18 protein-coding genes and 5 tRNA genes are annotated in these 25,830 nt (G+C 65.3%); 11 read left to right on the plus strand and 12 right to left on the minus strand.

The annotated features are described in order from the left end of the window. Positions 1 to 26: 26 nt before the first annotated feature. The 8 genes from RBA41_RS30555 to RBA41_RS30590 form a co-directional block, all read right to left on the minus strand. Positions 27 to 102, minus strand: a tRNA-Glu gene (locus RBA41_RS30555). 56 nt (positions 103 to 158) lie between these two features. Continuing rightward, positions 159 to 234: transfer RNA gene (locus RBA41_RS30560), tRNA-Ala, on the minus strand. 65 nt (positions 235 to 299) lie between these two features. Continuing rightward, positions 300 to 375, minus strand: a tRNA-Glu gene (locus tag RBA41_RS30565). A gap of 139 nt (positions 376 to 514) precedes the next feature. Further along, positions 515 to 590 (minus strand) — tRNA-Glu (locus RBA41_RS30570). Between the two features lie 62 nt (positions 591 to 652). Further along, positions 653 to 728 (minus strand) — tRNA-Ala (locus RBA41_RS30575). 64 nt (positions 729 to 792) lie between these two features. Next, the gene (gltX, locus tag RBA41_RS30580; protein WP_306628129.1) at positions 793 to 2,187 is read right to left on the minus strand and encodes a glutamate--tRNA ligase; all 1,395 of its coding nucleotides are present in this window, start codon (positions 2,185 to 2,187) and stop codon (positions 793 to 795) included. A gap of 92 nt (positions 2,188 to 2,279) precedes the next feature. Further along, on the minus strand, positions 2,280 to 5,735 hold the full coding sequence (locus tag RBA41_RS30585) for an ATP-binding protein (protein WP_306628130.1): 3,456 nt from the start codon (positions 5,733 to 5,735) through the stop codon (positions 2,280 to 2,282). Further along, a complete protein-coding gene (locus RBA41_RS30590; RefSeq protein ID WP_306628131.1) occupies positions 5,732 to 6,994 on the minus strand; it encodes a metallophosphoesterase family protein in 1,263 nt (420 codons plus the stop codon). Before RBA41_RS30590 ends, RBA41_RS30585 begins: the two co-directional genes overlap by 4 nt. A 303-nt stretch (positions 6,995 to 7,297) precedes the next feature. On the opposite strand from RBA41_RS30590, the gene RBA41_RS30595 reads away from it, so the two are divergent. The 6 genes from RBA41_RS30595 (at position 7,298) to RBA41_RS30620 (ending at position 16,421) form a co-directional block, all read left to right on the plus strand. After that, positions 7,298 to 8,794 carry a vanadium-dependent haloperoxidase gene (locus RBA41_RS30595; protein ID WP_306628132.1) on the plus strand — a complete coding sequence of 499 codons (1,497 nt, stop codon included), beginning with the start codon at positions 7,298 to 7,300 and terminating at the stop codon, positions 8,792 to 8,794. A 175-nt stretch (positions 8,795 to 8,969) separates the two neighbouring features. Then, entirely contained in the window at positions 8,970 to 10,325 is a 1,356-nt protein-coding gene (locus RBA41_RS30600) for an SWIM zinc finger family protein (protein WP_306628133.1), read from the plus strand. Further along, positions 10,322 to 11,920 carry a DUF5691 domain-containing protein gene (locus RBA41_RS30605; RefSeq protein WP_306628134.1) on the plus strand — a complete coding sequence of 533 codons (1,599 nt, stop codon included), beginning with the start codon at positions 10,322 to 10,324 and terminating at the stop codon, positions 11,918 to 11,920. The genes RBA41_RS30600 and RBA41_RS30605 overlap by 4 nt, the downstream gene beginning before the upstream one ends. Before the next feature lie 5 nt (positions 11,921 to 11,925). Further along, entirely contained in the window at positions 11,926 to 13,008 is a 1,083-nt protein-coding gene (locus tag RBA41_RS30610; RefSeq protein WP_208640270.1) for an ATP-binding protein, read from the plus strand. Between the two features lie 7 nt (positions 13,009 to 13,015). Next, the gene (locus RBA41_RS30615) at positions 13,016 to 15,274 is read left to right on the plus strand and encodes a DUF5682 family protein (RefSeq protein WP_306628135.1); all 2,259 of its coding nucleotides are present in this window, start codon (positions 13,016 to 13,018) and stop codon (positions 15,272 to 15,274) included. After that, complete coding sequence (locus RBA41_RS30620) at positions 15,264 to 16,421, plus strand: VWA domain-containing protein (RefSeq protein WP_306628136.1); 1,158 nt, start codon at positions 15,264 to 15,266, stop codon at positions 16,419 to 16,421. Before RBA41_RS30615 ends, RBA41_RS30620 begins: the two co-directional genes overlap by 11 nt. A gap of 46 nt (positions 16,422 to 16,467) precedes the next feature. Here RBA41_RS30620 and RBA41_RS30625 read toward each other — a convergent pair whose 3' ends face one another. From RBA41_RS30625 to apbC, 4 genes are all read right to left on the minus strand, one after another. Next, positions 16,468 to 17,667, minus strand: coding sequence for a right-handed parallel beta-helix repeat-containing protein (locus RBA41_RS30625; protein WP_306628137.1), 1,200 nt, complete (start codon positions 17,665 to 17,667; stop codon positions 16,468 to 16,470). Positions 17,668 to 17,841: 174 nt separating this feature from the next. Further along, positions 17,842 to 18,618, minus strand: a complete 777-nt coding sequence (locus RBA41_RS30630; RefSeq protein WP_306628138.1) for a substrate-binding periplasmic protein — start codon at positions 18,616 to 18,618, stop codon at positions 17,842 to 17,844. Between the two features lie 58 nt (positions 18,619 to 18,676). Next, positions 18,677 to 19,024, minus strand: coding sequence for a DUF4399 domain-containing protein (locus RBA41_RS30635; protein WP_306628170.1), 348 nt, complete (start codon positions 19,022 to 19,024; stop codon positions 18,677 to 18,679). 150 nt (positions 19,025 to 19,174) lie between these two features. Beyond that, positions 19,175 to 20,263 carry an iron-sulfur cluster carrier protein ApbC gene (apbC, locus tag RBA41_RS30640; RefSeq protein ID WP_306628139.1) on the minus strand — a complete coding sequence of 363 codons (1,089 nt, stop codon included), beginning with the start codon at positions 20,261 to 20,263 and terminating at the stop codon, positions 19,175 to 19,177. Between the two features lie 173 nt (positions 20,264 to 20,436). Between apbC and metG the strand changes: the two genes are divergently transcribed. The 5 genes from metG (at position 20,437) to RBA41_RS30665 (ending at position 25,814) form a co-directional block, all read left to right on the plus strand. Next, a complete protein-coding gene (gene metG / locus RBA41_RS30645; RefSeq protein WP_306628140.1) occupies positions 20,437 to 22,584 on the plus strand; it encodes a methionine--tRNA ligase in 2,148 nt (715 codons plus the stop codon). Positions 22,585 to 22,592: 8 nt separating this feature from the next. Continuing rightward, the gene (locus tag RBA41_RS30650; RefSeq protein ID WP_306628141.1) at positions 22,593 to 23,072 is read left to right on the plus strand and encodes a GNAT family N-acetyltransferase; all 480 of its coding nucleotides are present in this window, start codon (positions 22,593 to 22,595) and stop codon (positions 23,070 to 23,072) included. 174 nt (positions 23,073 to 23,246) lie between these two features. Next, positions 23,247 to 24,563 carry an enoyl ACP reductase FabMG family protein gene (locus RBA41_RS30655; protein ID WP_306628142.1) on the plus strand — a complete coding sequence of 439 codons (1,317 nt, stop codon included), beginning with the start codon at positions 23,247 to 23,249 and terminating at the stop codon, positions 24,561 to 24,563. 127 nt (positions 24,564 to 24,690) lie between these two features. Next, complete coding sequence (locus RBA41_RS30660; RefSeq protein ID WP_099876892.1) at positions 24,691 to 24,900, plus strand: DUF3460 family protein; 210 nt, start codon at positions 24,691 to 24,693, stop codon at positions 24,898 to 24,900. Positions 24,901 to 24,917: 17 nt separating this feature from the next. Then, positions 24,918 to 25,814, plus strand: a complete 897-nt coding sequence (locus RBA41_RS30665) for a segregation and condensation protein A (RefSeq protein ID WP_306628143.1) — start codon at positions 24,918 to 24,920, stop codon at positions 25,812 to 25,814. Positions 25,815 to 25,830: the final 16 nt, after the last annotated feature.

Below are 25,830 nucleotides of genomic sequence, written 5' to 3' on the forward strand. Positions count from 1 at the left end.
CCGCACAAGGCGGCTTTTGCACTAACTGGCGTCCCCAAGGGGATTCGAACCCCTGTACTCACCGTGAAAGGGTGATGTCCTAGGCCTCTAGACGATGGGGACCTGAACTGTTGTCAGGTAGTGGCAACTACCCGCAATGTACAAACTACATCAAAACTTGGTGGAGGTAAGCGGGATCGAACCGCTGACCTCTTGCATGCCATGCAAGCGCTCTCCCAGCTGAGCTATACCCCCCATGTAACGCGAACTACTCTGCGCTGGAATAACAAAGAACCGATTCATCGACTCTCTGGTAATACTGGCGTCCCCAAGGGGATTCGAACCCCTGTACTCACCGTGAAAGGGTGATGTCCTAGGCCTCTAGACGATGGGGACAGAAATCTGTCCTGGACGTATTCTACATCCTGACCTGCCCTACTGCACCAATAAAAAACCCTGACGTATCAGGGCGTTTAGCGGTACTAAACTGCGGCTGCATTCTACTACATCTTGCTGCTATTTACTACTCGAATCCTGGCGTCCCCAAGGGGATTCGAACCCCTGTACTCACCGTGAAAGGGTGATGTCCTAGGCCTCTAGACGATGGGGACCCGGTACTGCAATCAGGTAGTGGCATCTACCTGCAATCTACTGCTACAACTTCTTCGATTAGTGGTGGAGGTAAGCGGGATCGAACCGCTGACCTCTTGCATGCCATGCAAGCGCTCTCCCAGCTGAGCTATACCCCCGTCCGTCGAAGAAGCAGAATTATATACTAGGGCTTGCAATATGCAAAGCCCCGAGGCCAACAATTTAAACTTCGACTTTCAGGCGTGACAGAACCAGTTCACGGCCCAGCAGCACCAGCACGGCATCGATCGCCGGGGTCTGCAACTGGCCGGTCAGCAAGAGGCGCAGCGGCATGGCCAGCACCGGCATCTTGATGCTGTTAGCAGCCAGCACTTCCTTGATCATCGCGGCCAGCGCTTCGCGCGTCCACTCGACCGTGGCGCAGCGCTCGGCGAATTGGGCCACGACAGGCTTGACGGCGTCGGTCAGGTGCTGGGTCATCAGCGCCGCGTCCGGCTGCGGCGTGCGGTAGAACAGCATCGCCGCATCGGCCAGTTCATTGATGGTATTGGTGCGATCCTTCATCAGCGCCAGCGCGGCAGCCAGGTCGGGCGCGCCGTCGAACTGGGCGCCCTGCGCTTCCATCCGCGGACGCGCCAGCGCGGCCAAGCGGGTGTTGTCGGCCTGCTTGATATAGTGATTGTTCAGCCAGGCCAGCTTTTCCAGGTCGAACTGGGCAGCCGAGCTGGTCAGGTGATCCGTATTGAACCACTCGCAGAACTGCTCCATCGAAAAGATTTCATCATCGCCGTGGCTCCAGCCCAGGCGCGCCAGGTAGTTCAACATCGCTTCCGGCAGGATGCCCTTGGCCGGGTAATCCATGACGCTGACGGCTGAAGTGCGCTTGGACAGCTTCTTGCCTTCATGATCGAGGATCATCGGCAGGTGACCGTACTTCGGCAAGGGCGCACCGATGGCGCGCAGGATATTGATCTGGCGTGGGGTGTTATTGACGTGGTCGTCGCCGCGCAGCACGTGGGTAATCTGCATGTCCCAGTCGTCGACCGCCACGCAGAAGTTATAGGTCGGCACGCCGCCCGGACGGGCGATGACGAGGTCGTCCAGCTCCTTGTTGGAAATCGTGATCGTGCCCTTGACCACATCGTCCCAGCTGACATCGCCGTCGAGCGGGTTCTTGAAGCGCACCACCGGCTCGCGGTCGGCCGGTACCGCAGGCAAGGTCTTGCCCGGCTCCGGACGCCAGGTACCGTCATAGCGCGGCTTTTCGCCGGCAGCCGTAAAGCGCTCGCGCATGGCGTCCACTTCTTCCTTGGAGGAATAGCAGTGGTAGGCGGTGCCCGCTTCCAGCATCTGGGCCAGCACGTCGCGGTAGCGGTCCATGCGCTGCATCTGATAGAACGGGCCTTCGTCGTGCGTCAGGCCCAGCCACTGCATGCCGTCGATGATGGCCTGCACCGCTTGCGGCGTGGAACGCTCGACGTCGGTGTCTTCGATGCGCAGCACGAAGGTGCCGCCGAAATGGCGGGCATACGCCCAGCTGTAGAGCGCGGTGCGGGCGCCGCCAAGGTGGAGGTAGCCGGTAGGGCTGGGGGCAAAACGGGTGCGGACGACGGTCATGGGATCGGTATGCGTAGATAAAGAGAAGTATTTTACAGCGTCGCCGCCGCGCCGCCCATCGGCGCCGGCGCGGCGGCGAAACAAACGTGCCCCTACAGGCTGACGACCTGCAGCATCGGCGCCGGCACGCTGCGCTCGGCCACGCCGAGCAGGTGGGCATGGTGGGTGAACACGATCACCTGGTGGTCCTTGGCGAAATCGGCGATCGCGCGCAAGGCCAGCGCCGCGCGGCCGTCGTCGGAGGTCATCAAGACGTCGTCGAGCACCACCGGCAGGTCGTAGCCGGCGTCGCGCCGGATTTCCAGCGCGGCCAGCCGCAGCGCCAGGTAGAGCTGGTCGCGCGTGCCCTCGCTCAAGCCCTCGACCCGCACCTGGCCGCCATTGTCGCGCTGCGCCAGCAGGACCGGCTTGGCACCGGCATCGTCGCTGACCAGGCGCACGAACAGGCCGTCGGTCATCTGCTGGAAGTAGCGCGAGGCCGCCAGCAGCATCGGCCCTTGGGCGCGCTCGCGGAAACGCTTGAGCGCCTCGTCGAGCAAGGCATGCGCCAGGCGCGAGCGCATCCACGGCGCGATCGCCAGCCGTACCCCGGCCGCATCGCGCTCCATGAGCTCGCGCGCCACGGCCGCGGTATCGGCGGAATCGACCGCTTCGAGCGCGCGGCGCGCCGTTTCTTCGGCCTGGCGCGCGCTGCGCAAGCCCTCCTCCAGCGTCGCCAGCTCGGCCGAGACCTGGTTTTGCTCGTCGTTCATGCGCTCGGCATCGTAATCGCGCAGGAGCGCGCGCAGTTCGTCCACCGGCCGTGAGGATGCCGTGGCGAGGTCCCTGCGCACCCGGTCCGCCTCGGCCTGGGCCTGGCGCTTGCGCTGCGATTGCGCCTCCGCCGCCGGCAGCGCCTCGGGCGAATCGACCTCGGCCGCGCGGCACAGCCGCTCCAGTACCGCTTCATGGCGCAGCGCCAGGCTTTCCTGTTCGCGCTGGCGTTCCTGCCCCTCTTCCAGCGCCTGCTGCTTGAGCGCGCGTTCGCTGTCGATCCGCCTTGCTTGCGCCAGCCTCGCCTTGAGCTGTTCGACGTAGTGCCGCAAGTCAGCGGCCGGCGTATCGCCCAGCGCCTGCGCCAGCTCATGCCCCTGCCCCAGCAGCCGCTCGAAGGCCTGCTGCGCGCGCAGCTCGCGCGCGGTAACGCTGTCGAGTTCCGCCTTGGCCTCGCCCAGGCGGCCGAATTCGAGCAGGCGCGCGCCCGCCGCGGCCACACCGGCCTGCGGATCGAGGTGCAGCGCGCCGTACACGCCCGACGACACCGCCGCCGCCGCGCCGGCCAGTTGCTCTTCCAGGGTCTTCTGCTGCGCCTTGAAGCGGCGCTGGTGCTGTTCGCGCTCGGTGCGCTTGCCCAGCGCCGTGCTGAGCGCATGCTGGCGCCGCTCGATGTCGTTCTCGATCTCGCCCACCAGCGACCACAGGGTGGCCAGCGAGCCGTTGGCCGGCGCTGCCACGCCCACCGCCGATATCGCGTCGCACAGATCGTCCACCAGCGCGCGCTCGGTTGCGCGCGCCATCTCCAGCTCATCGGTCAGCGATTGCAGGTTGGCGCCCTGCTCGCGCGCCTCGGCAAGCCGGGACTGCCATTCGCGCAGCGCTTTCGGCGCCAGTTGCGGCAAACCGCGCGCCGCCAGCGTGGCGTTCCAGCGTTCCTGCGCTGCCGCGCTGCGCTGCCCGGTCGCCGCGCGTTCGTGTTCGATGTCGGCCAACTGCTGCACAAGCCGTGCCAGCTCGTCCTGGCTGCCCTGCAGCTGCGTGGCGCGTTCGGTGTCGCACGCCAGCTCGTCGACCAGCCGGTCGGCATCGCGGACATCGGCTTCAAAGCTGTCGAGCAGTGTGCCGGGCGCGGGATTGCCGCCGGCGTTCGCCTCGCGCACCTGCGCCCAGTGGCCGTCGCGCTGGCCACGCGCAGCGCGCACCTGCGTCATCGTCGGTACCGCGCCGGCGGCCAGCAACTGCTCGCATCTGGCCGCGGCCCCCGCGTGCTCGGTCTTGAGCTGCGCAAGCTGCTTGCGCAGCGCGGCCAGTTCGGCGTCCGCCGTGTCGAACTCGCTGCGCGCGGCATCGATTTCACTATCGAGCAAGGCGCGCACCTTCGTGAGCGCCACCTCGTCCGCCAGCCCCAGTGCCGCCACATCGGCCGCGACCTGACGCTCCAGCTGCCGGATGTCGGCCGGAAGCTGCTCCTTGCGCTTCATCAGCACTTCCTTGCGCCTCGCTTCGTCGCGCACCGCATGCAGGGCGCTGACCAGTGCGGGCGCCGGTAACGCGTCGGCGGCCTGCTCTTCATCGTCCTCCAGCGGGAGCGCCGATTCCAGATGCTGGTGCAGCCGCTGTTGCGCCACTTTGAAGTCGCCGAGCACCTCCTCGATACGGGCGCGCGCGGCCGGCGCCGGCGCCAGTGCCAGCACGGCGAGCGCCGCCTCGCCGGGCAGGATGGCGCGCGCGCGTTCGTCCAGCAGGCGGCGCGCCTCGGCCACCTGGTCCGCGGCGTCGGCAATCGTGTTGCGCAGGCTCTCGAACGATTCCGCACTGGCGGCCAGGCGCTCGATGCGGGCGGCCGCGTCGAGCGCCGCCTGGTCCGGCGCCAGGGCCTTGAGCTGGGTGGACAAACGCTGCACGGCGTCCTGCGCCGCTTGCGCGTTCTGGCATGCGGCGGCCAGCCCCGCCTGCGCGGCGGCCCGCTCGGTGGCGGCGTTTTCCGCCAGCAGCGGCACGTCGTCGAGTTCCGACAGCATGGCGCCAGCCTCGTCCTGGGTGCGGATCAGCGGCGCCACGCCGCGCAATTCGGACAGGCGCAGCTGCCGGCGGTTGGCCTCCGCGTGGCGCACCTCCAGTTCGGCCAGCCGCTTGGCCGCCGCCTGGTGCTCCTTGAAGCGCTCCGCCCACCATGCCGGCTTGATCTGGGCGGTCTTCAATTCGGCATGATGTTCGCCGTAGCTGCGCAGCGCCTCGTTGATGCGCCCATTCTTTGCGCGCGCACCGGGCATGAAGTAGGTGCGGGCCGACTGGTCGAGCCGCTCCAGCACCGACGGAATGCTGCGCACGCCGGCGCTGGCCTCGAACAAGGCCGCGCCGATCTCGCCGTGGCCAGCCAGCAGCGCCTCGCCGCCGTTGCGCAGGCGGTCGTGGTCCAGGCCGAACATGGCCTCGTAATCCTCCTTCGACAAGCCGCAGGTGATCAGCGCCTCGACATCGGGCGTGACCGGGCTGCCGTCGGCATACTGCAGGGTGTTGGTGCGGCCCTTGCGGCGCATGATGTGATAGGACTTGCCGTTGCGGTCCACCAGCACCCCGCCCAGCAGCATGTTGCGGTGCTCGTGCACGAAATTATCGCGGCTCAGCTGCGGTATGCCGAAGCGCAGGTCCGAGATCGCGCGCAGGGTCGACGATTTGCCCGCTTCGTTGGGGCCATGGACGAACACCACGTTCTGTCCGGCGCTGCCGAAATCGAGCTTGCGGTCGGTGAAGGGACCGAAGGCGGTGAGGTGCAGTTCGCGCAGTTTCATCGTGCGATTCCTTCCATGCCGCCCAGATGGGCGAGGACGGTCGCCTCGGCGTCGGCCAGCAGCGCGCGCAGCGCTTCCGGCGGCAACCCGGCAGGGTCGCAATCGGCAAGGCCGGGCGGCAAGGTCCCCAGGGCGCCGAGCTGCGCGAGCGCCCATGCGCGCAGGTGTTCCTCGCTTGACGCGATCTCGTCGACCAGCTGCACCACCTCGCCGACCGCATCCTCGCGCTTCAGGGCAGCGTCACGGTCGAGCGGCGAGCGCAGGTCGAGCTGGACTTCCTCGACCCACAGGTCGGCGCCTTCGAAATCCTGGGTGCCGGCCTGGATGGCGGCGGCAATGGTGCCGGGCTGCTCGGCCTCGATGCGGTGCAGCTCGGTCTGGCCGCCGACGATCACCCGCAGCGCATGCAGGCGCCCGAGCTCGCCGGCCACCAGCTCGCCTGCCGCCTTCATGAAACGCTGGCGCAAGGCATTCAGGTCGGGCGCGCCGCCGGCGTCCAGTTGCAGCCGGTGCCAGCGCACCACGTCCAGCGGCACGAACTGTGCGCTCGTGATGGCGCCGCCGTCCACCGTCACCAGTTCGCAGCCCTTGGGGCCGGTCTCCTTGGCGTGTCGTCCCTGCAGGTTGCCGGGATAAACGATGCGCGGATGGGCCTCGCGCACGACCTCGCGCGCATGCACGTGGCCCAGCGCGAAATAATCGTAGCCCTTGGCGCACAGCGCCTCGACCGTGGTCGGCGCATACACGTCGTGCCCGCCCCGCCCATTCAGGCTGGTGTGCAGCACGCCGATGTTGAACATATTGGCGATGGCGTCGGGATAGTGCTCGACCAGGTCTTCCGGCACGGCGCGGTTCGGGAAGCTGCGTCCATGCAAGGCCACGCCGAGTCCGTCGATCGTGAAGGTCTCGACCGCGCTGGACTTGAACGTATGCACGCCATCGACCGGCGGAAGCTGCTTGGTGATCTGGCTTTCGGCGTCGTGGTTGCCCTTGACGATGTAGACGCGGATGCCCTCGCGCGTCATGCGTACCATCTGGTCGCGAAAAAACAGGCCGGTGCGGAAGTCGGCCCAGTTGCCGTCGTAAATATCGCCCGCCAGGATGACGAAATCGACTGTCTGCTCAATCGCGAGGTCGACCAGGGCCGACAAGGCCCGGCGCGTAGCCCCGCGCAACTCCTGCACCGGAGCGCCATCGTAGCCGTTCAGCCCGCGCAAGGGGCTGTCGATGTGCAAATCGGCGGCGTGAATAAATTTCATAATCTGACCTCGGTAAGTGACCTCGACAAACGGCAGCCGTATTGTAGTGGCTACTGGCAAGGATTTGCTTACTCTTGCGAACTGCGGACCAGGCGCCCGCCTGCCGCACCGCCGTCGCACGTCCACGCAACGAAGTCCGGCCATGCGACGACTCCTGTTTTTGCTGCGGTACTGCGGCTGCGTCGGCTCAAGAACAGCGTGGCGGCTGCGCGCTATCGTCGCCACGTAAGTCACCTCATCGATGGCCGTGCCGCCAGGCATCCCGCGCTTCCCGGCCGGAAGCGACCTCTCTGGGAAATCACCATGAAACGACGCACCTTCTTAACGATGGGCAGCGCAGCCGCCCTCGGCAGCGCCCTGACGGCTTGCGGCGGGTCGGACGAGCCGCCACCTTCTTACCAGCCGGAACCACCGGCGCAGCTGGGCTCGGTGATTGCCTGGAATAATATTGCCCTCGACGCCGTGCGCGCCACCCGCATGGCGCCGCCGATCGCCGCGCGCGCACTGGCGATCGTCCATAGCGCCATGTATGAAGCATGGGCCGCCTACGACAGCGTCGCCCTCGGCCAGTACCTTGGCTCCCAGCTGCGCAGGCCGGACGCCGAACGCACGCCCGCCAACAAGGCGCTGGCGATCAGCTTCGCCGCCTACACGGCCCTGCTCGATCAGTTTCCCAGCCAGCAAACCGCCTTCGATGCGCACCTCGCCGCGCTGAACAGCCGCCCGATCGACGCCTACAACAACAGCGCCACGGCTCCGCGCGTGGGCACCATTGCCGCGCACGCGGTGCTCGACCGATGCCGCGACGATGGCGCCAACCAGGACGGCAAGCTGACGCCGGGCGGCGTGCCGTTCGCCGATTACAGCGGCTACCAGCCGCGCAATCCGCCGCTGCTGGTCACCCAGCCCACGCCGCGCGCCAGCATTCCCTTCCCCGGCCTGTGGCAGCCGCTTTCTTTCGACGCCGGCGGCGTGCGCCGCACGCAAGCGTTCCTGACGCCTTTCTGGGGCGGCGTGCGTCCGTTCGCCCTGGGCGCGGGCGGCCAGTTCCGCCCGCCCGCGCCCGCCGCCTTCGGCAGCAGGGAATTCATCGACCAGGCCGAGCAGGTCGTCCAGGTCCAGGCCACCCTGACCGAACGCCAGAAGGCGATCGCCGACTACTGGGCCGGCAGCACCGTCGGCGAGCTGCCCGGTTCCTACTGGTGCCGCTTCGCGCAACTGATATCGGAGCGCAACGATTACAGCGACGATGACAACGTCAAACTGTTCTTCGCCCTGGCCAATGCGGTGTTCGACGCCAGCATTGCCGCCTGGGACGCCAAGCGCGCCTACGATTCGGCGCGCCCGATCAGCGCCATCCGCTATCTGATGCAGGGCCGCATCATCCAGAGCTTCGGCCCTGAAGGCCCGGCCGGCGGACTGCGCGCGGTCGCCGGCGAAGCGTGGATGCCCTTCCATCTGGCAAGTTCGCCCACGCCCGCGTTTCCCGACCACGTGTCCGGCCACAGCACCTTCAGCGCCGCCTCGGCCGACATCCTGCGCCGCTTCACCGGCAGCGACACCTTCCGGCACGAGGTGACGATAGCGGCGCGCTCGCTGCTGATCGATCCGGCCCTGCCGTCCGCGCCGGTGACCCTGGCATGGGAAACGTTCAGCGATGCCGTGGCCGAAGCGGGGATCTCGCGCGTCTACGCCGGCATTCATTTCGAGCGCGCCAGCACCGATGGGCGCACCCTGGGCACCCAGGTTGGCGCCGCCGTGTTCGCACGCGCACAGGCGCTCTGGCTGGGTTACGCCTGAGGCGGTAGCCTGAGGCGGTAGCCTGAGACGGCAGCCCGGGCCGCGAGCGCACCTGGCCCCGGCTGTCCGCACCCTGCCCTTCCGGCAAAAAAGACTTCCCAAAATTAACGTCAGCGGTTAACTTACTATCTTTAATCATTTGCCAACGGTCATGGGCCGCTGGCATTGCTCCTCCATGACTTTGAACGCCGATCAAATCCTCGCACTGGCGCCCGATGCGAGTTCCGCCAAAGCCGGCAGCCAGCTGGCAGGGCCCGCCAAGTGGGGCAACCTGGGCCGGACCGACACCGCCGTGTGGGGCGAATGCCAGGGCAGCGGCACAGTCCCCTACCGCACCCAGATCGACCTGGGCGAGCCGGCCTTCAAGTGTTCCTGCCCCAGCCGCAAATTTCCCTGCAAGCACGGCATCGGCCTGTATCTCTTATTAGCCAGCCATGGCCCCCTGTTCGCCGACGGCGCACCGCCCCAGTGGGTCAGCGACTGGCTCGACAGCCGCCAGCAGCGCAGCGAAAAGAAACTCCAGACCGCCGCCGAAAAAGCCATTGCCACCACGCCCGAGCAGGCGGCAGCCCAGGCCGCGGCGGCGCAAAAGCGCGAGGACAAGCGCGACAGCAAGGTCGCGGCCGGCATCGCCGAACTGCAAACCTGGCTCGAAGACCTGGCGCGCGAAGGCTTGTCCACCCTGCGCGCACGCGGCCCGGCGTTCTGGAACGACATTGCCGCGCGCATGGTCGACGCCCAGGCCGCCGGCCTGGCAGCGCGCCTGCGCCGCGCCAGCGGCATGTGCTTCGACACCACCCTGCCCGACTGGGAAACCCAGCTGGCGCGCGAACTGGCGTCGATCTACCTGCTCGGCACCGCCTGCCGCCGCCTGCCGGACCTGCCGCCCGAACTGCAAAGCGACGTGCGCACCCTGGTCGGCTGGACCGTCACCCAGGAAGAGGTGCTGGCCCAGGCCGGCGTGCAGGACCGCTGGCAAGTGCTGGCCCAGCACACCGGCGACAACGAGCGCATCCGCGCGCGCACCACCTGGCTGCGCGGCATGGCGAGCGGACGCTGGGCCATGATCCTGCAGTACGCCGCCGGCACGCAAGGCTACGACAAGGTGCTCGCCCCCGGTACCCAGTTCGATGGCGAACTGTGTTTCTATCACAGCGCTTATCCGCTGCGCGCCCTGATCAAGCAGCAAGACGCCTTCAGCACGCTCGATACCAGCCTGGCAAGCCCCCCAACGCTCGACGCTTCGCTGGCGGCCTACGCCGGGGCGCTGGCGCGCAACCCTTTCCTCGACCGCTTTCCGCTCGTGCTCGACGCCATGGTGCCGCATGCGGGCGGCGCGCCCCACCTGGCTGGCGCCGACGGCCGCATCATCGCGCTGCACGCTGGTTTTCGCCACCTGTGGCCCCTGCTCGCGCTCAGCGGCGGCCATCCGGTGACCGTGATTGGCGAATGGGACGGTTATGCCATCGTCCCGCTCAGCGTGTTCGCCGAAGGCCGCTTGCATCATTTTGACAACGAGACCGTAGCATGAGTTCCCCGCTCCCGATAAAGATTCACAAGACACTCCAGATCGGCACCTCGCGCGCCGCCCCCGGCTTCGACGACGACTTGCCGCTGGCCCTGCGCGAAAGCGTGCGCGGCCGTCCCGGCGCCGCTGCCGCCACACAGGAAGAAAACCTGTGGCTCTCGCTGGCCGCCCATGCCCTGTGGCAGCGTGCCGGCCATCAACCAGCCGCGCCGGAGCCGGCCGCGCCCGCGGCGCCATCGAGCGACAGCGATACCCTGCGCGCCTGTCCGGCGCAGGCCGAACGCGCGCTGGCGCTGCTGCTCCAAGATGAATTTGCGCAGGTGCGCTCCGAATGGCTGCGCCTGGCCAACGCTTACAAATGCCGCCTGCCGCCCCGTCTGCTGCCGGGTGTGCTGGACATGGGCACCGCGCATCGCCCCTTGCGCGCGCTGATCGACGGCGTGCTCGGCGCGCGCGGCCACTGGCTGGCGAAGCAGAATCCCTCCTGGAACTGGGTGGGGGCCGATACCGACGATGTGCGCCTGCTGTGGGACGATGGCAATATCGAACAGCGTGCCAACGCCCTGCGCGACATGCGCGCCCAGGATGGCGCCGCCGCCCTGCAGGCCCTGCAAGCGACCTGGCCGAGCGAAACGCCGGAACACCGCGCCACCCTGCTCGGCTGCCTGTCGGTGGGCCTCGGCCTGGCCGACGAAGCCTTCCTGGAAAGCGCGCTCGACGACAAACGCAAGGAAGTGCGCAGCGTGGCCCAGCGCCTGCTGGCCGGCCTGCCCGGTTCGCAACTGGCGCAACGCATGCTGGCGCGCGCCATGCCGCTGCTGCGCGTCGAGCGCAACGGCGACTCGGCCCACCTGCTGGCGGACGTGCCGCATGAGCGCGACAAGAGCATGCAGCGCGACGGCGTCGGCGCCGGCCTGTACCCCGCCATGGGCGAAAAATCGGGCTGGCTGGTCGACATTCTGGCAGCCGTGCCGCCGACGTACTGGTCGAGCACCTTCGATGCCTCGCCGCGTACCTGTTTGACCCTGGCCATGGCCAGCGAGTTCAAACACACGCTGCTGCTGGGCTGGTCGAGCGCGCTGCAGCGCAGCCTGCAGGCCGGCTACGATGCCGGACTGCACGCCTGGTTCACCGCCTTCCTCGACCTGTATTTGAAGTCCTCCGGCATCCACACCCACATGCCGCGCGATTTTTTCGGCCTGTTCGGCACCCTGCCCTTCGATGCCGCCGACGACTTGCTCAGCACCCTTGTCGAAGCGACGCCGGCAGCGTGGATGCGCGCCCATTCGAGCCTGATCGACATGCTCGACGACGCTGCCAAGAGTGCCCAGCGCAACTGGCCGCTGGCCTTGTCCAGGGCCGTGGTCAGCCGCATCCAGGCCGGCTGCGCGGCCAACACGCTGCAGAGCTGGTCGCTGAGCTACACCATGGCCTCGCTCGCGCTGGTGCTCGACCCGCGCGCCATCGACGCCTACGAAAACGGCTGGCCGAAAGACATCCCCGAGTTCGCGCAATGGGAAGACACGGTCGACAAATTCCTGCGCACCCTGCGTTTCCGACACGATATGTATCAATCTTTTCAGGAGCAATCCGTATGACCGCCATTTCTACCATCCTGCGCCAGCACGCTGAAACGCAGTACGCCGAGGAACTCGCAGCGCTGGCCGCGGTCGACACACGCCAGCGTCCGCCGCGCTGGAAACTGTCGCCATGGGCAGTGTCCAAATACCTGCTGGGCGGCACGCTGGACAATGGCGTCGAGATCAGCGCCAAGTACATCGGCAATGCGCGCGTGATCGAAATCGCCGTGGCCACGCTCGCTACCGACCGCGCCCTGCTGCTGCTCGGCGTGCCGGGCACGGCCAAGTCGTGGGTGTCGGAACACCTGGCCGCCGCCATCAGCGGCGATTCGACCATGATCGTGCAGGGAACCGCCGGCACCAGCGAAGAAGCGGTGCGCTTCGGCTGGAACTACGCGCAGTTGCTGGCCAAGGGCCCGTCGATGGAAGCGGTGGTGCCAAGCCCGATCATGCGCGCCATGCGCGACGGAAAAATCGCCCGCGTGGAAGAACTGACCCGCATCCCGAGCGAAGTGCAGGATAGCCTGATCACCATCCTGTCGGAAAAAATGCTGCCGATCGCCGAGCTCGACGATGAAGTGCTGGCGCAAAAAGGTTTCAATATCATCGCCACCGCCAACGACCGCGACCGCGGCGTGAATGAGCTATCGAGCGCGCTCAAGCGCCGCTTCAACACCGTCGTCTTGCCGCCGCCGGCCACCGCCGACGAGGAAGTGCGCATCGTCGAAACCCGCGTCGCCAGCCTCGGACGCGCGCTCGAGTTGCCCGGCGAAGTGCCGGCACTGGAAGAAATCCGCCGCGTCGTCACCGTGTTCCGCGAACTGCGCGCCGGCGTCACCACCGACGGCAAGCGCAAGATCAAGGCCCCCAGCGCCAGCATGAGCACGGCCGAAGCGATTTCGGTCATTACCAACGGCATGTCGCTGGCCGCCCACTTCGGCGACGGCACCATGCGCGGCGCCGACGTGGCCGCGGGCATGATCGGCGCCATCATCAAGGATCCGGTCCAGGACCGCGTCGTGATGCTGGAATACCTCGAAACCGTGGTCAAGGAACGCGAAGGCTGGAAAGACCTGTACCGGGCTTGCCGCGACGTGATGAATTGACTGGCCGATGAGCGTTCATTTATTCGGCATCCGCCACCACGGTCCGGGCTGCGCGCGCAGCCTGGCGCAAGCCTTGCAGGCGCTGCAGCCGGACTGCATCCTGATCGAAGGCCCGCCCGAGGCCGACGACCTGATTGCCTTCGCCGCCGATCCGGCCATCAAGCCGCCGGTCGCGCTGCTGGTCTACGTGCCGGCCACGCCGCAGCGCGCCGTGTTCTATCCGTTCGCCGAGTTCTCGCCGGAGTGGCAAGCCATGCGCTATGCCACCGCCAACGGCGTGCCGGTGCGTTTTTGCGACTTGCCGCAGGCGCACCGTTTGGCCGAGCCTGAGGCGTCCGAGCCGGCTGCCGATGAATCCGAAGCCGGGGAATCCGATACCGACACCGACGAACTGCACGAAGACCCGCTCCAATGGCTGGCCAACGCGGCCGGTTTTTCCGACACCGACACCTGGTGGGACCATCTGGTCGAGCAGCGCGCCGACAGTCTCGACCTGTTCGCCGCCATCGCCGAGATGATGACCACGGTGCGCACCGAGATCGCCGCGCCGCCCAATCTGCGCGAGCAGCAGCGCGAGGCGTGGATGCGCAACGCCATTCGCCTGGCCGAAAAACAGGGCCACCAGCGTATCGCCGTGGTCTGCGGCGCGTATCACGTGCCGGCGCTGGCGACCATGCCATCGGCCAAGAGCGACAACGACTTGCTCAAGGGTTTACCCAAGGTCAAGCTGGCCGCGACCTGGACGCCGTGGAGCTACGGCCGCCTGGCGTTTCGCAGCGGCTACGGCGCCGGCGTCACCGCGCCCGGCTGGTACCACCACATGTGGAGCCACCCGGCCCAGGCCAGCCTGTACTGGCTGACCGATGTCGCCATCCTGCTGCGCAAACACGACCTGGACGCCTCGTCGGCCAGCATCATCGAAGCGGTGCGGCTGGCCGATACGCTGGCGGCAATGCGCGAGCGGCCCCGTCCGGGCCTGGGAGAGCTGCAGGAAGCGGTGCGCGCCGTGTTCTGCTACGACAGCGACACTCCGCTGCGCCTGATCCACGACGCCCTGCTGATCAACGACCGCTTGGGCGAAGTGCCCGAAGGCGTGCCGACCCTGCCGCTGCCGCAGGACGTGCAGGCCCAGCAAAAGCGCCTGCGCCTGCCGGTCAAGGCCGATCACAGCCAGCTCGAACTCGACCTGCGCCAACCGGCGCATCTGGAAAAAAGCGTGCTGCTGCACCGCCTGGTGCTGCTCGGCGTCGACTGGGGCCGTGCCGAACGCGTCACCGGCAAGACGGGCACCTTCCACGAATGGTGGCGCCTGGCATGGGAGCCGGAATTCGCCATCCGCCTGATCGAAGCGAACGTCTGGGGCGGCAGCGTCGAAGCGGCCGCCACCGGCAAGGCGGTCAGCCAGGCCACCGAGGCGACTACCCTGCCCGAGCTGACCGCGCTGATCGAACAGGTACTGCTGGCCGACCTGCCGCGCGCGGTCGATTTGCTGATGCAGCGCATCCAGGAAGTCGGCGCACTCACGCCGGACGTGGGCTTCATGCTCGCGGCCCTGCCGCCGCTGGCGAGCGTCATGCGCTACGGCAGCGTGCGCGGCACCGATACCAGCGCCATCGGGCAAGTGGTCGACGGCCTCGTCAGGCGGGCCTGCATCGCCCTGCCCTTCGGCGTGCTGGGCATGGCCGACGAACCGGCGGCCGAACTGGTCAGGCAGCTGATCGCCGCCGACCGCGCCATCCGCCTGATCCAGGAAGAAGCGCTGCTGGACGCCTGGTTCGGCGCGCTCGACCAGGTGGCGGGCAATGAACTGTCGCATCCGCTGATCAGCGGCCGCTGCGCCCGGATTTTGTCGGAGCAAGGCCACTGGGATGAAGAACGCACCGCGCGCGCACTGGCCTTGCGCTGTTCGCATGCGAGTGCGCCGCTGGCCAGCGGCAACTGGCTCGAAGGCTTCCTGCAGGGCAGCGCCGCCCTGCTGCTGCACAACGACAGCCTGTGGAGCTTGGTTAACAACTGGATCAATCGCCTCGATCCGGAAAGCTTCGTCGAACTGCTGCCGCTGCTGCGGCGCACGTTTGGCGCCTTTGAAGCGCCGGAGCGGCGCCAGCTGAGCGAACGCGCCGGCAGCGCCGGAGGCACGGTGATTATCGCCGCGTCCGCCGGCAGCCTGGATGAAGCGCGCGCGCGGCTGGTACTGCCGGTGCTCGGCATGATCCTCGGCGTCAGCACTGCAACCTCAACACCGGAGACCGTTCATGTCCCATGAGCTCACCCCGCAGGAACAAACGCGCCGCTGGCGCATGGTATTGGGCAGCGAACCGAACCAGCCGGAAGTGTCGCTGGGCGCCGATGACCTGGCCATGGACCGGGCGTTGTCGGCCCTGTACAACCCGCCGCCGGGGCGCAATGGCGGGCTGGGCGCGTCGGCGCCGAACGTATCGCGCTGGCTGGGCGACATCCGCCAGTATTTTCCGTCGAGCGTGGTGCAGGTGATGCAGAAAGATGCGCTGGAGCGGCTGGGCCTGGAGCAAATGCTGCTGGAGCCGGAAATGCTCAAGGCGGTCGAGCCGGATGTGCATCTGGTCGCCACCCTGCTCAGTCTGAATCGGGTCATGCCGAACAAGACCAAGGAAACCGCGCGCATGGTGGTGCGGCAAGTGGTGGACGAGCTCGAGCGCAGACTGGCCAGTCCGTTCCGGCAGGCGGTGGCGGGCAGCCTGAACCGCGCCACGCGCAACCGCCGGCCGCGCCATCACGAGATCGACTGGCTGCGTACGATCCGGTCCAATCTGCGCCATTACCAGCCCGAGTACCGGACGATTATTCCGGAAACGCGCATCGGGTTCGGGCGCAAGGGGCAATCGCTGCGCGACATCGTGCTGTGTATCGACCAGAGCGGTTCGATGGCGCCGTCGGTGGTGTACGCCAGCGTGTTCGCGGCGGTGCTGGCCAGCATCAAGGCGGTCAGTACATCGGTGGTGGTGTTCGATACGGCCGTGATCGACCTGACGCCGATGCTGGCCGATCCGGTCGATGTGCTGTTCGGTACGCAGCTGGGCGGCGGCACCGATATCAATCGGGCGCTGGGGTATTGCCAGGGCTTGATCGAGCGGCCGGCCGATACCATTTTCGTGCTGATCAGCGATTTGTACGAGGGCGGGAATAATGCCGAGATGCGCAGACGAGCCGCGGCGATGGTGGCGGCGGGCGTGCAGGTGATTGTGCTGCTGGCGCTCGACGATAACGGGGCGCCCGGTTATGACCACGCGAATGCGGCGTATTTTGCGGCGCTCGGGGCACCGTGTTTTGCGTGTACGCCGGATTTGTTCCCGGAGCTGATGGCTGCGGCGATCAAGCGCAGCGATGTGGGACAGTGGGCTGCGGAGGCGGGGATTGTGGGGATTAAGCCGTAACTCGTCGTTCCCGCGCCAAGGCGGCGCGGGAACGACGTTTGAGAGCTTACGGTGCTATCGACGTCGCCTCATACGCCCCGATATCGAGCTGGCTGATCACCGGCCGGCCGACCCAGAACGCCACGTGCTTGTACTGCGCCACCGGCGTGAGCGAATATCCCGTCGCCGACACCCCAGGATCGGTGCCCGCATTGACCACCAGCGGCGATGGCGTCGGCCGCAAATCGTACGTCGCGCGGTTCACGAACCCCGGCGCGATCGAGCGGTAATTGGTCTTGGCCACCGTGCTGACCTGCGTACTCAAGGTCCCGATCCCCGAAAAGATATTATTCTGCAGCAGTACCGGCTTGGTCACGCCCGAACCGACCATCACGAACACCCCGCGCGCCGTATCGTCGTTCACAAACGTGTTATTCACCACATACAAATCGTGCCCGGTATTGGTGGCGCCCTCTTCCCCGTAAGCGAGCATCGCCCCGTTCTGGTTGGCGGCCGGCTGCTGGATCACATTGCCGATCACGTACGAGGTGCCCGCATTCGGCAAATCGATCTCGTAACTCGGCTGCCCCGCCGCCGTCGAACCGGTCTCGCCCGGACGCAGGCTGGAAAAACGGTTGTACAGGATATGGTTGGTCTGCGCGCGCGACTTGAGGTTGTGGCCCACGTGCGCATCATGCGAGAAGTTGCGGCGGAACATCAAACTGCGCACCTTGCCGATATACAGATTGTGCGTCTGCCCCGTCCCATACCCGTTGCGGCCGAATTCGGTGCCTTCGATGACGATATCGCTGAGCGGATTCGCACCGCTGAGAATGCCATTTTCATTGCTATGAAGGAAACTATTGCGCAAGGTAAAGCCCGTCCCTTCCAGGCGCAGCGCCGCGCCGTTGCGGTCCGGAACCTTGGCGCCGTACATTTCCACGTTTTCGATCAGCACGGTGTTGCCGACCACCACCCAGATCGCCTTGCCCATCGCATTCTTGCCGGCCGCATCGATGCGCGGACGGCCGTTCACGCCCTGGATCGTCAGGTAACTGGCGTAAATGGCGCAAACGTCGCCGCTGTACACCACGCCACCTTCAATCTGGATCCGGTCGCCGTTTTTTGCCGCCGCAATCGCGCGGCACGGGGTCGCGTAGGTCTTGCCCGGGCCAACGCTCAAAATCGCGGCCGAGGCCACACCTTGCACGCCCAACACTGCCACTGCCGACACGCAAGCAGCACGCACTATGTTTTTCTTTATCATTTTGTCTCCAGGGGGAGCAGGTGGGCGTACGGACGCATCCCTGCGAAAAATCAACTTGGTACATGACCATTGTCAAAGCGTCATCCTGCGCGTATGGTAACCGCAAGTTGTCGATTCTACGAGGAAGTTATCAGCACCGTCGCGCCTGAGACACGCCCGGCCGTGGCCGGCCGCTCAGGGAACCTGCACGTTGAGGCGCTTGCCGAGCTTGCGCAGTTCGCCGCTGTCGACATAGGCATTGAAGGCGCGGTCGAAGCGCGCGCGCATGATGTCGTATTCCGGGCGCTTGGGGAAGGCGAAAAAACCACGTTGCAGGGAAATGGTGCGGCCGACCGGCACCACCTTGCCCTCCAGCGCCAGCAGCGGAATCACCGGCTCGGTATTGCGCACGTTGCTGGCAAACAAGTCCACCCGCCCGTGCGCCAGCATGGTCAGTGCCGATTCGACCGAATTGGTCACGCTGACCGACAAGTCCTTGAGTGCGGCATTGAACTCGTCTCCGTAGGCCCAGCCGTTGATGATGACGATGCGCTTGCCGCGCAGCGAGGCGTAGAGGCCATCCCAGGCGAACGGGGCGGTGCTGCGCGAAAAGAACACCATCTGGTCCTGGTAAAAAGGACGTTCGGAGAAGATGAAGAGCTCAAGCCGCTCGGGCGATTTGTAGGGGCCGACGAGGATATCGGCCTGCCCCTGCGCCGCCATCGACTGCGCGCGCGCCCACGGGTACAGCTCGAAATGCACCGGCTGGCCCAGTTCGCCGGCAATGGCGCGGATGATCTCGACCGCCATGCCCGAAAATTCGCCATTGGCGCGCTCGTACACGCGCGCAAAGTGCGCGCCGACGACGAGCAGCTCGCGCGGCGCGGCACCAGCCGGCAGGGCCAAGGCCGCGGCCGCGCCCAGCAACAGGGCGCGTCTGGCAACATCCACAGGGGAATCGGAGCGCTTCATGGCGGAAATTGTTTTCTCAATAAGAACAATTGTACTGCCGCCAGCGCTCGCGCGGGAATTACTTGACGGTCACCGTAATCGACTTGCTCATCGGCGTGCCGTAAGACTGGTGCGCACCGTTGGCGAACTGCATCGTCAGGGTGTACTCGCCCGGTGGCAGCTTGACGTCGGTTTCGGTCTGGCCCTTGCCGAAATGCAAGTGCTTGTCGTCGAAGGGGATCGAATCGCCTTCCTTGATCGCGGCGCCGTTGATGACCAGGTGATGATGGCCCGAATTGGCCACCAGCGCGCCGGCCGGCTTGACATCCATGCCTTCGACGGCGAATTTCACCTTGAACGGGCTCTTGACGGTCGCGCCGTCGGCCGGCTCGACGAACGAGACCGATTGGGCCGACGCGGCCGCCATGGCCAGCAGGGATGCGGAAAAGACGACGTGCTTGATGAAAGATTTCAAGTGAATTCCTTTGCGGTTGGTAAAAGGCTGCCTGGCGCAGGGTGCGCCAAACGTTGCCTATTTTGCACGTGGGCGCCGGCAAGCGCCACACATTAGCCTGGCTTAGTCATTCTTGATGACGATGCTCGGAAACTTGCTGGTCATGTCTTTCGCCTTTTCGGCGATCTTGATGGCCACCTTGCGCGCAATGTCCTTGTAGATCTGCGCCACCGGGCCGTTGGGCTCGGCCACCACCGTCGGGCGGCCCGAATCGGTCTGTTCGCGGATCGACATCGTCAGCGGCAAGGCGCCGAGGAATTCCACGCCGAAGTCGGTGCACATTTTCGCCCCGCCGCCATGGCCGAAAATGGCTTCGGTGTGGCCGCAGTTCGAGCAGATGTGCGTGCTCATGTTTTCCACCACGCCGAGGATCGGAATGCCGACTTTCTCGAACATTTTCAAGCCCTTGCGGGCGTCGAGCAGGGCGATGTCCTGCGGCGTGGTGACGATCACCGCGCCCGTGACCGGCACTTTTTGCGACAGGGTCAGCTGGATGTCGCCGGTGCCTGGCGGCATGTCGACGATCAGGTAATCGAGGTCGCGCCAGTTGGTTTGCTCCAGTAACTGCTGCAGCGCCTGCGTGACCATCGGGCCGCGCCACACCATCGGCTCGTCCGGATCGATCATGAAGCCGATCGAGGACACTTGCAGGCCGTGGTTTTCCAGCGGCTCCATGGTCTTGCCGTCGGTGGTTTCCGGACGCCCGTTAATCCCCAGCATCATCGGCTGCGACGGACCATAAATGTCCGCGTCCAGCACGCCAACGCTGGCGCCCTCGGCCGCCAGTGCCAGCGCCAGGTTGACCGCCGTGGTCGACTTGCCCACGCCACCCTTGCCGGATGCCACCGCGATGATGTTCTTCACGTTCGGCATGATCTTCAAGCCGCGCTGCACGGTGTGGGAAATGATCTTGGAATACACGTTCGGATTGATCCGGCCCGCGCCCGGCAGGGCCTGCAGGGCGGCCACGATGGCGCTGCGGATGGGGTCGATCTGGCTTTTGGCCGGATAGCCGAGTTCGACGTCGAGCGCGATATCGTTGCCGTCGAGCTTGATATTCTTGATCGTCTTGGAAGAAACGAAATCTTTCTGGGTGTTCGGATCGATAACCGCCGTCAGTGCATTCTTGACGTCTTCTACTGTGATGCTCATGTAAATCTCCAGGGAATATGATGCCGAAACATGCCGAAGTTTAGCGCAAATCGCCCTGTCAAGCCTTGCCTGAATGGCAAATCCGGGCAAACCCCTGTGCGCAGTCGGGTCATCCGCTGGTAAAATGCTTCTCTGTTTTTCTTGATAAACTTTCCAATAAGCGCATTTCAACCATGACTCGCAAGCTGTTCGTCACCACCGCCCTGCCTTACGCCAACGGCGCCTTTCACATCGGCCACATGATGGAATACATCCAGGCCGATATCTGGGTCCGTTTTCAGCGAATGCAACGCGATGCGGACGGCCAGCGTGAAGTCCACTTCGTCTGCGCCGACGATACCCACGGCACGCCGATCATGATCGCGGCCGAAAAGGAAGGCATCACGCCCCAGGAATTCGTGGCCAAGATCGCGGCCGACCGTCCGCAATACCTGGACGGCTTCCACATTGCCTTCGATAACTGGTACTCGACCGATTCGCCTGAAAACGTGGAGCTGTCGCAAGGCATCTACCGCAAGCTGCGCGATACCGGCCTGATCGTCACCAAGACGGTCGACCGCTTCTTCGACCCGGTCAAGGGCATGTTCCTGGCCGACCGCAACATCAAGGGCGAGTGCCCGAAATGCGGCGCCAAGGACCAGTACGGCGACAATTGCGAAGTCTGCGGCGCGGCCTACCAGCCGACCGAACTGGTGAACCCGTTCTCGGTGTTCACCGGCTCCACGCCAATCCTGAAGCCATCGGAACAGTATTTCTTCGCCCTGTCGGACCCGCGCTGCTACACCTTCCTCAAGGAATGGCTGAACACGCCTGGCCGTTTGCAGTCGGAAATGGTGAACAAGGTCTCCGAGTGGCTCGGCGACGCCGGCGAGAAACTGGCCGACTGGGATATTTCGCGCGATGCGCCCTACTTCGGCATCCCGATTCCTGATGCGCCGGGCAAGTTTTTCTATGTGTGGCTGGACGCGCCGGTCGGCTACCTGGCCAGCCTGAAAAATTACTGCAGCAAAAAAGGGATGGATTTCGATGCCCTGCTGAACGATCCGGACACCGAGCAAGTCCACTTCATCGGCAAGGATATCGTGTCCTTCCACCTGCTGTTCTGGCCAGCGATGCTCAATTTCGCCGGCCACCCGGTGATCGACAAGCTGAAAGTCAATGTGCACGGCCACCTGACACTGAACGGTGAAAAGATGGCGAAGTCGCGCGGCACCGGCATTTCGCCGCTGCGCTACCTCGACCTGAAGATGAATCCGGAATGGCTGCGCTACTACATTGCCTTCAAGCTGAACTCGAAGGTGGAAGACCTCGACTTCAACGGCGAGGACTTCATTGCGCGCGTGAATAGCGACCTGATCGGCAAATACGTCAACATCGCCAGCCGCTGCGCCGGCTTCATCGCCAAGAATTTCGAGGGCAAGCTGACCTCCACCCTGTCGCCGCACGCGCAGCAGTGGATCGGGCGCGCGCTGACGGTTGACGGCAATGAACGCCAGGCCAGCATCGCCGCCAACTTCGAGAGCCGCGAGTTCGGCAAGGCGCTGCGCGAAATCATGGAAATCGCCGACATCACCAACCAGTATGTCGATGAAAACAAGCCGTGGATCTTGGCCAAGGACCCGGAAAAAACAGCGCAACTGCACGATGTCTGCACTACCGCGCTGATCTTGTTCCGCCAGATCACCATCATGCTCTCGCCGGTACTGCCGCAAATTGCCGCCAAGGTCGCCGAATTCCTGCGCGACGACGCATTGAGCTGGAGCGACACGACGGGCGCCGCCGTGTACGAAACCATGCTCGGCCGCGAAATCGGCGCCTACAGCCACCTGATGACCCGCATCGATGCCAAGATGGTCGAAGCGCTGATCGACAAGCCGGCCGTGGTGGCCGTGCCTGCACCGGCGCCAGCCGTCGCCGCGCCGGCACTCGACGCGCCGGAGCGCGGCGATATCGAAGAACTGGCGCCGGAAATCAAGATCGACGACTTCACCAAGATCGACCTGCGCATCGCCAAGATCGTCAACTGCGAACAGGTGGACGGCTCCGACAAGCTGCTGCGCCTGACCCTGGACGTGGGCGAAGGCCGTCTGCGCAACGTGTTCTCCGGCATCAAGTCGGCCTACACGCCCGAGCAACTGATCGGCAAACTGACCGTGCTGGTGGCCAACCTGGCGCCGCGCAAGATGAAATTCGGCGTCTCCGAAGGCATGGTTCTGTGCGCGTCAGCCGCCGATGAGAAAGCCAACCGTATCGACGGACCGCCCGGCTTGTATGTGCTGGAACCATGGCCGGGCGCGCAGCCGGGCATGCGTATCAGCTAAGGACGCCGATGAACCTCGTGGTGCGCCCGGCTGGCGATGACGACGCCCAACTGATCGCCGACCTGACCCGGGCTTCCTGGGCCGGTACGGTGACAGTGACGTCGAGCGGCCACCGCGAGACCGCCCAGCGCGTGGCCGAACAGCTGCGCGACGGCGGCGCCTTCATCCTGTTGCTGGACGATGCACCGGTCGGCTCGGTGCGCTGGGCTCCCCACGAATTCGAGCCGGACGTATGGGAAATCCGGCGCATGGGCGTGCTGCCGCAATACCGCGGCGGCAACCTGTCGCAGCACCTGCTCGAAGCGGTGATCCACCAGGGCCTGGCCAGCGGCGTGCAGGAACTGCGCCTGGCCGTGCGCGACGACCAGCCCAGGCTGCTCGACCTGTACGCCGCCTACGAATTCGAGCTGGCCGACGAACTTGAATACTCCCACGCCAACGCGCTCGAACCGCCGCCGCGCGTCATGCGGCGCGTGCTGCGCCATTGAGACGATCGCTACGCTTGTACCTAATCGCATGGCTGCCGATATCGGGCGCCGCAAGCGGGGGGCTATAATGTCGCGCTTGACGAGAAAAACAACATGCCCCGCACCTGCGCCCTCATGGCGCCGGCCGGGGTGGTGGGCCCGGGGCCCGAACCTTCTTACTTTTGAGTGGTATCTATGACCGAATTGACTTCCTTGAGGCACATCCCGCACGCCAACCTGTTTCGCAAGGGCGACGTGTTCGTACTGTTCGGCGAACTGTTCGGCCGCGGCTACGCTAACGGCCTGATCGATGAGGCACGCAAGGCCGGCATGACCATCGTCGGCATCACCGTCGGCCGGCGCGACGAGAACAACGCGCTGCGCGCACTCAACGAAGAAGAACTGGCCGAAGCCGAAGCCAAGCTGGGCGGACGCATCATCAACGTGCCGCTGATGGCCGGTTTCGACCTCGACGCGCCCGAAGGCGAACAGAACCCGACCGAGATGCTGTCCGGCCTCACCCTCAAGGGCTGGCAGGACGAAAAGCTGGACTGGGCCGCGGTCGAGCGCTGCCGTGAAGTCGGCGTGCGCCGCTTCGCCGCCTCCGCCGCCCAGGCCATGGCCGAGATCGACAAGCTCATTCCAGACGGCAGCAACGTCTTCTTCGCCCACACCATGGCCGGCGGCATTCCGAAGATCAAGGCTTTCCTGGCCATCGCCAACCGCATCTACAAGGGCCGCGGCGAGCGCTTCATGTCCTCGCGCGAACTGCTCGATAGCGACCTCGGCAAGCTGATTTTGATGAACTTCGACGAAGTCACCGCCAACACCCTGCAACACCTGATTACCGCCAGCGCCGCCATCCGCGATCGCATCACCGCCAAGGGCGGCCAGGTGCGCTACACGGCCTACGGCTACCACGGCAGCGAGATCCTGATCGACGGCAAGTACCAGTGGCAGACCTACACCAACTACACCCAGGGCTACGCCAAGATGCGCCTCGAAAGCGTTGCGCAGGCAGCCTGGGCGCAGGGAGTCAGCGCGACCGTGTTCAACTGCCCGGAAATCCGCACCAACTCGTCGGACATTTTCGCGGGTGTCGAACTGTCGCTGTTCCCCCTGCTCGCCGCCCTGAAACGCGAAGGCGGCGGCGCCTGGGCCGAGCAGCAATGGGCCACCTGCCAGGAACTGCTGAACGACGGTGTCTCGCTGCAAAGCCTGATCGACCAGATCGAGGCCTATAACAATGACCCGGTCAGCGCCAGTTTCCGCAATTTCGATGCCTGGCCGATGGACAACACGCCGCCCCTGGCGGAAGTAATGATCGGCACCTCGGACGACATGACCAAGCTGCACAAGGACCGCAAGGCCCTGATCACCGACCACCTGAGCGCGCTGGTGCTGGAAAGCGCCGGTCCGCTGATGTTCTACGGCGCGGCCGAGAAAATTGCCCCGGTGGTGTGGCTCAATCACGACATCATCGCCAAGCAACTGAACCTGCTGCACCCGTAAGCGCGCGAGCGCAACTGGTCGTCGGCCGCCATGGCGGCCGACGAATTCCCCCTGCCGCCTTGCTCGCGGTAAAATAGCATTGTCCGCTACCCAAGTCGCTACCCGCGTCGCTACCCGTGTCCATATCATGAAACTGACCAAACAATTCCAGCTTTACGAATCCGACCACACCAAGTTCATCCGCGAACTCAAGGCCAAGAATCCCGAGATGGAGGCCGGTCAGATCGCCGGCCGTGCGCTGCTGTGGGACAAGGCACCGACTTCCCTGGCCGAGCAGGATAAAACCAAGGAATCGCGCGTCAGCCAACAAGCGTACGTGTACCAGAACAAACTCTGACGTCCAGGGGCGAGACCATGTTGCCAGAAGAGGCGGCGACGGAAGAACTCGCCACCGAGCCGGGTGGCTTGCCCACCGACGCGCCTGCCGCGCCGCTCGAGCTGCCGGCGGTGCTGGAAACGCCGCCCGAAGTGCCCGCCTTTGCCCGTTTATACGGCGAGCCGCTGCTGCGCATGCCGACCGACCTGTTCATCCCGCCCGACGCGCTCGAAATCTTCCTCGACGCCTTCGAAGGTCCGCTCGACCTGCTGCTGTACCTGATCCGCAAGCAAAACTTCAACATCCTCGACATTCCGATGGCGCAGGTCACCCTGCAATATCTGAAATATGTCGACCAGATCCGCCTGCACAACCTGGAACTGGCCGCCGAATACCTGCTGATGGCCGCCATGCTGATCGAAATCAAATCGCGCATGCTGCTGCCGCAGCGCGTGGTCGACGACGACCTGCTCGACACCTACGATCCGCGCGCCGACCTGGTGCGGCGCCTGCTCGACTACGAGCAGATCAAGCTGGCCGCCTACGAAATCAACGCCATTCCCCAGCTCGACCGCGACTTCACCCGTCCCGCCTTGTTCGTCGAACAGAGCAACATCCCCAACTGGCCCGATGTCGACCCGGTGGACTTGCAGCGCGCCTGGCTGGACGTGCTCAAGCGCGCCAAGCTGACCCAGCATCACCGCATCAGCCGCCAGGAACTGTCGGTGCGCGAGCACATGACCTCGATCTTGCGGCAACTGCAATCGGCGCGCTTCGTGGAATTCGCCGATTTGTTCCAGGGCCAGGGCGGCGTGCCCATCGTCGTGGTGCACTTCGTGGCCATGCTGGAACTGGCCAAGGAAACCCTGATAGAAATTACCCAAGCCGAACCGTTCGCGCCGATTTACGTGCGCCTCGCCTACTCCCCGGCGTAAGCCGATTCATTTGATA

The organism is Massilia scottii, from assembly GCF_030846495.1.
Lineage (GTDB): Bacteria > Pseudomonadota > Gammaproteobacteria > Burkholderiales > Burkholderiaceae_D > Telluria_A > Telluria_A violaceinigra.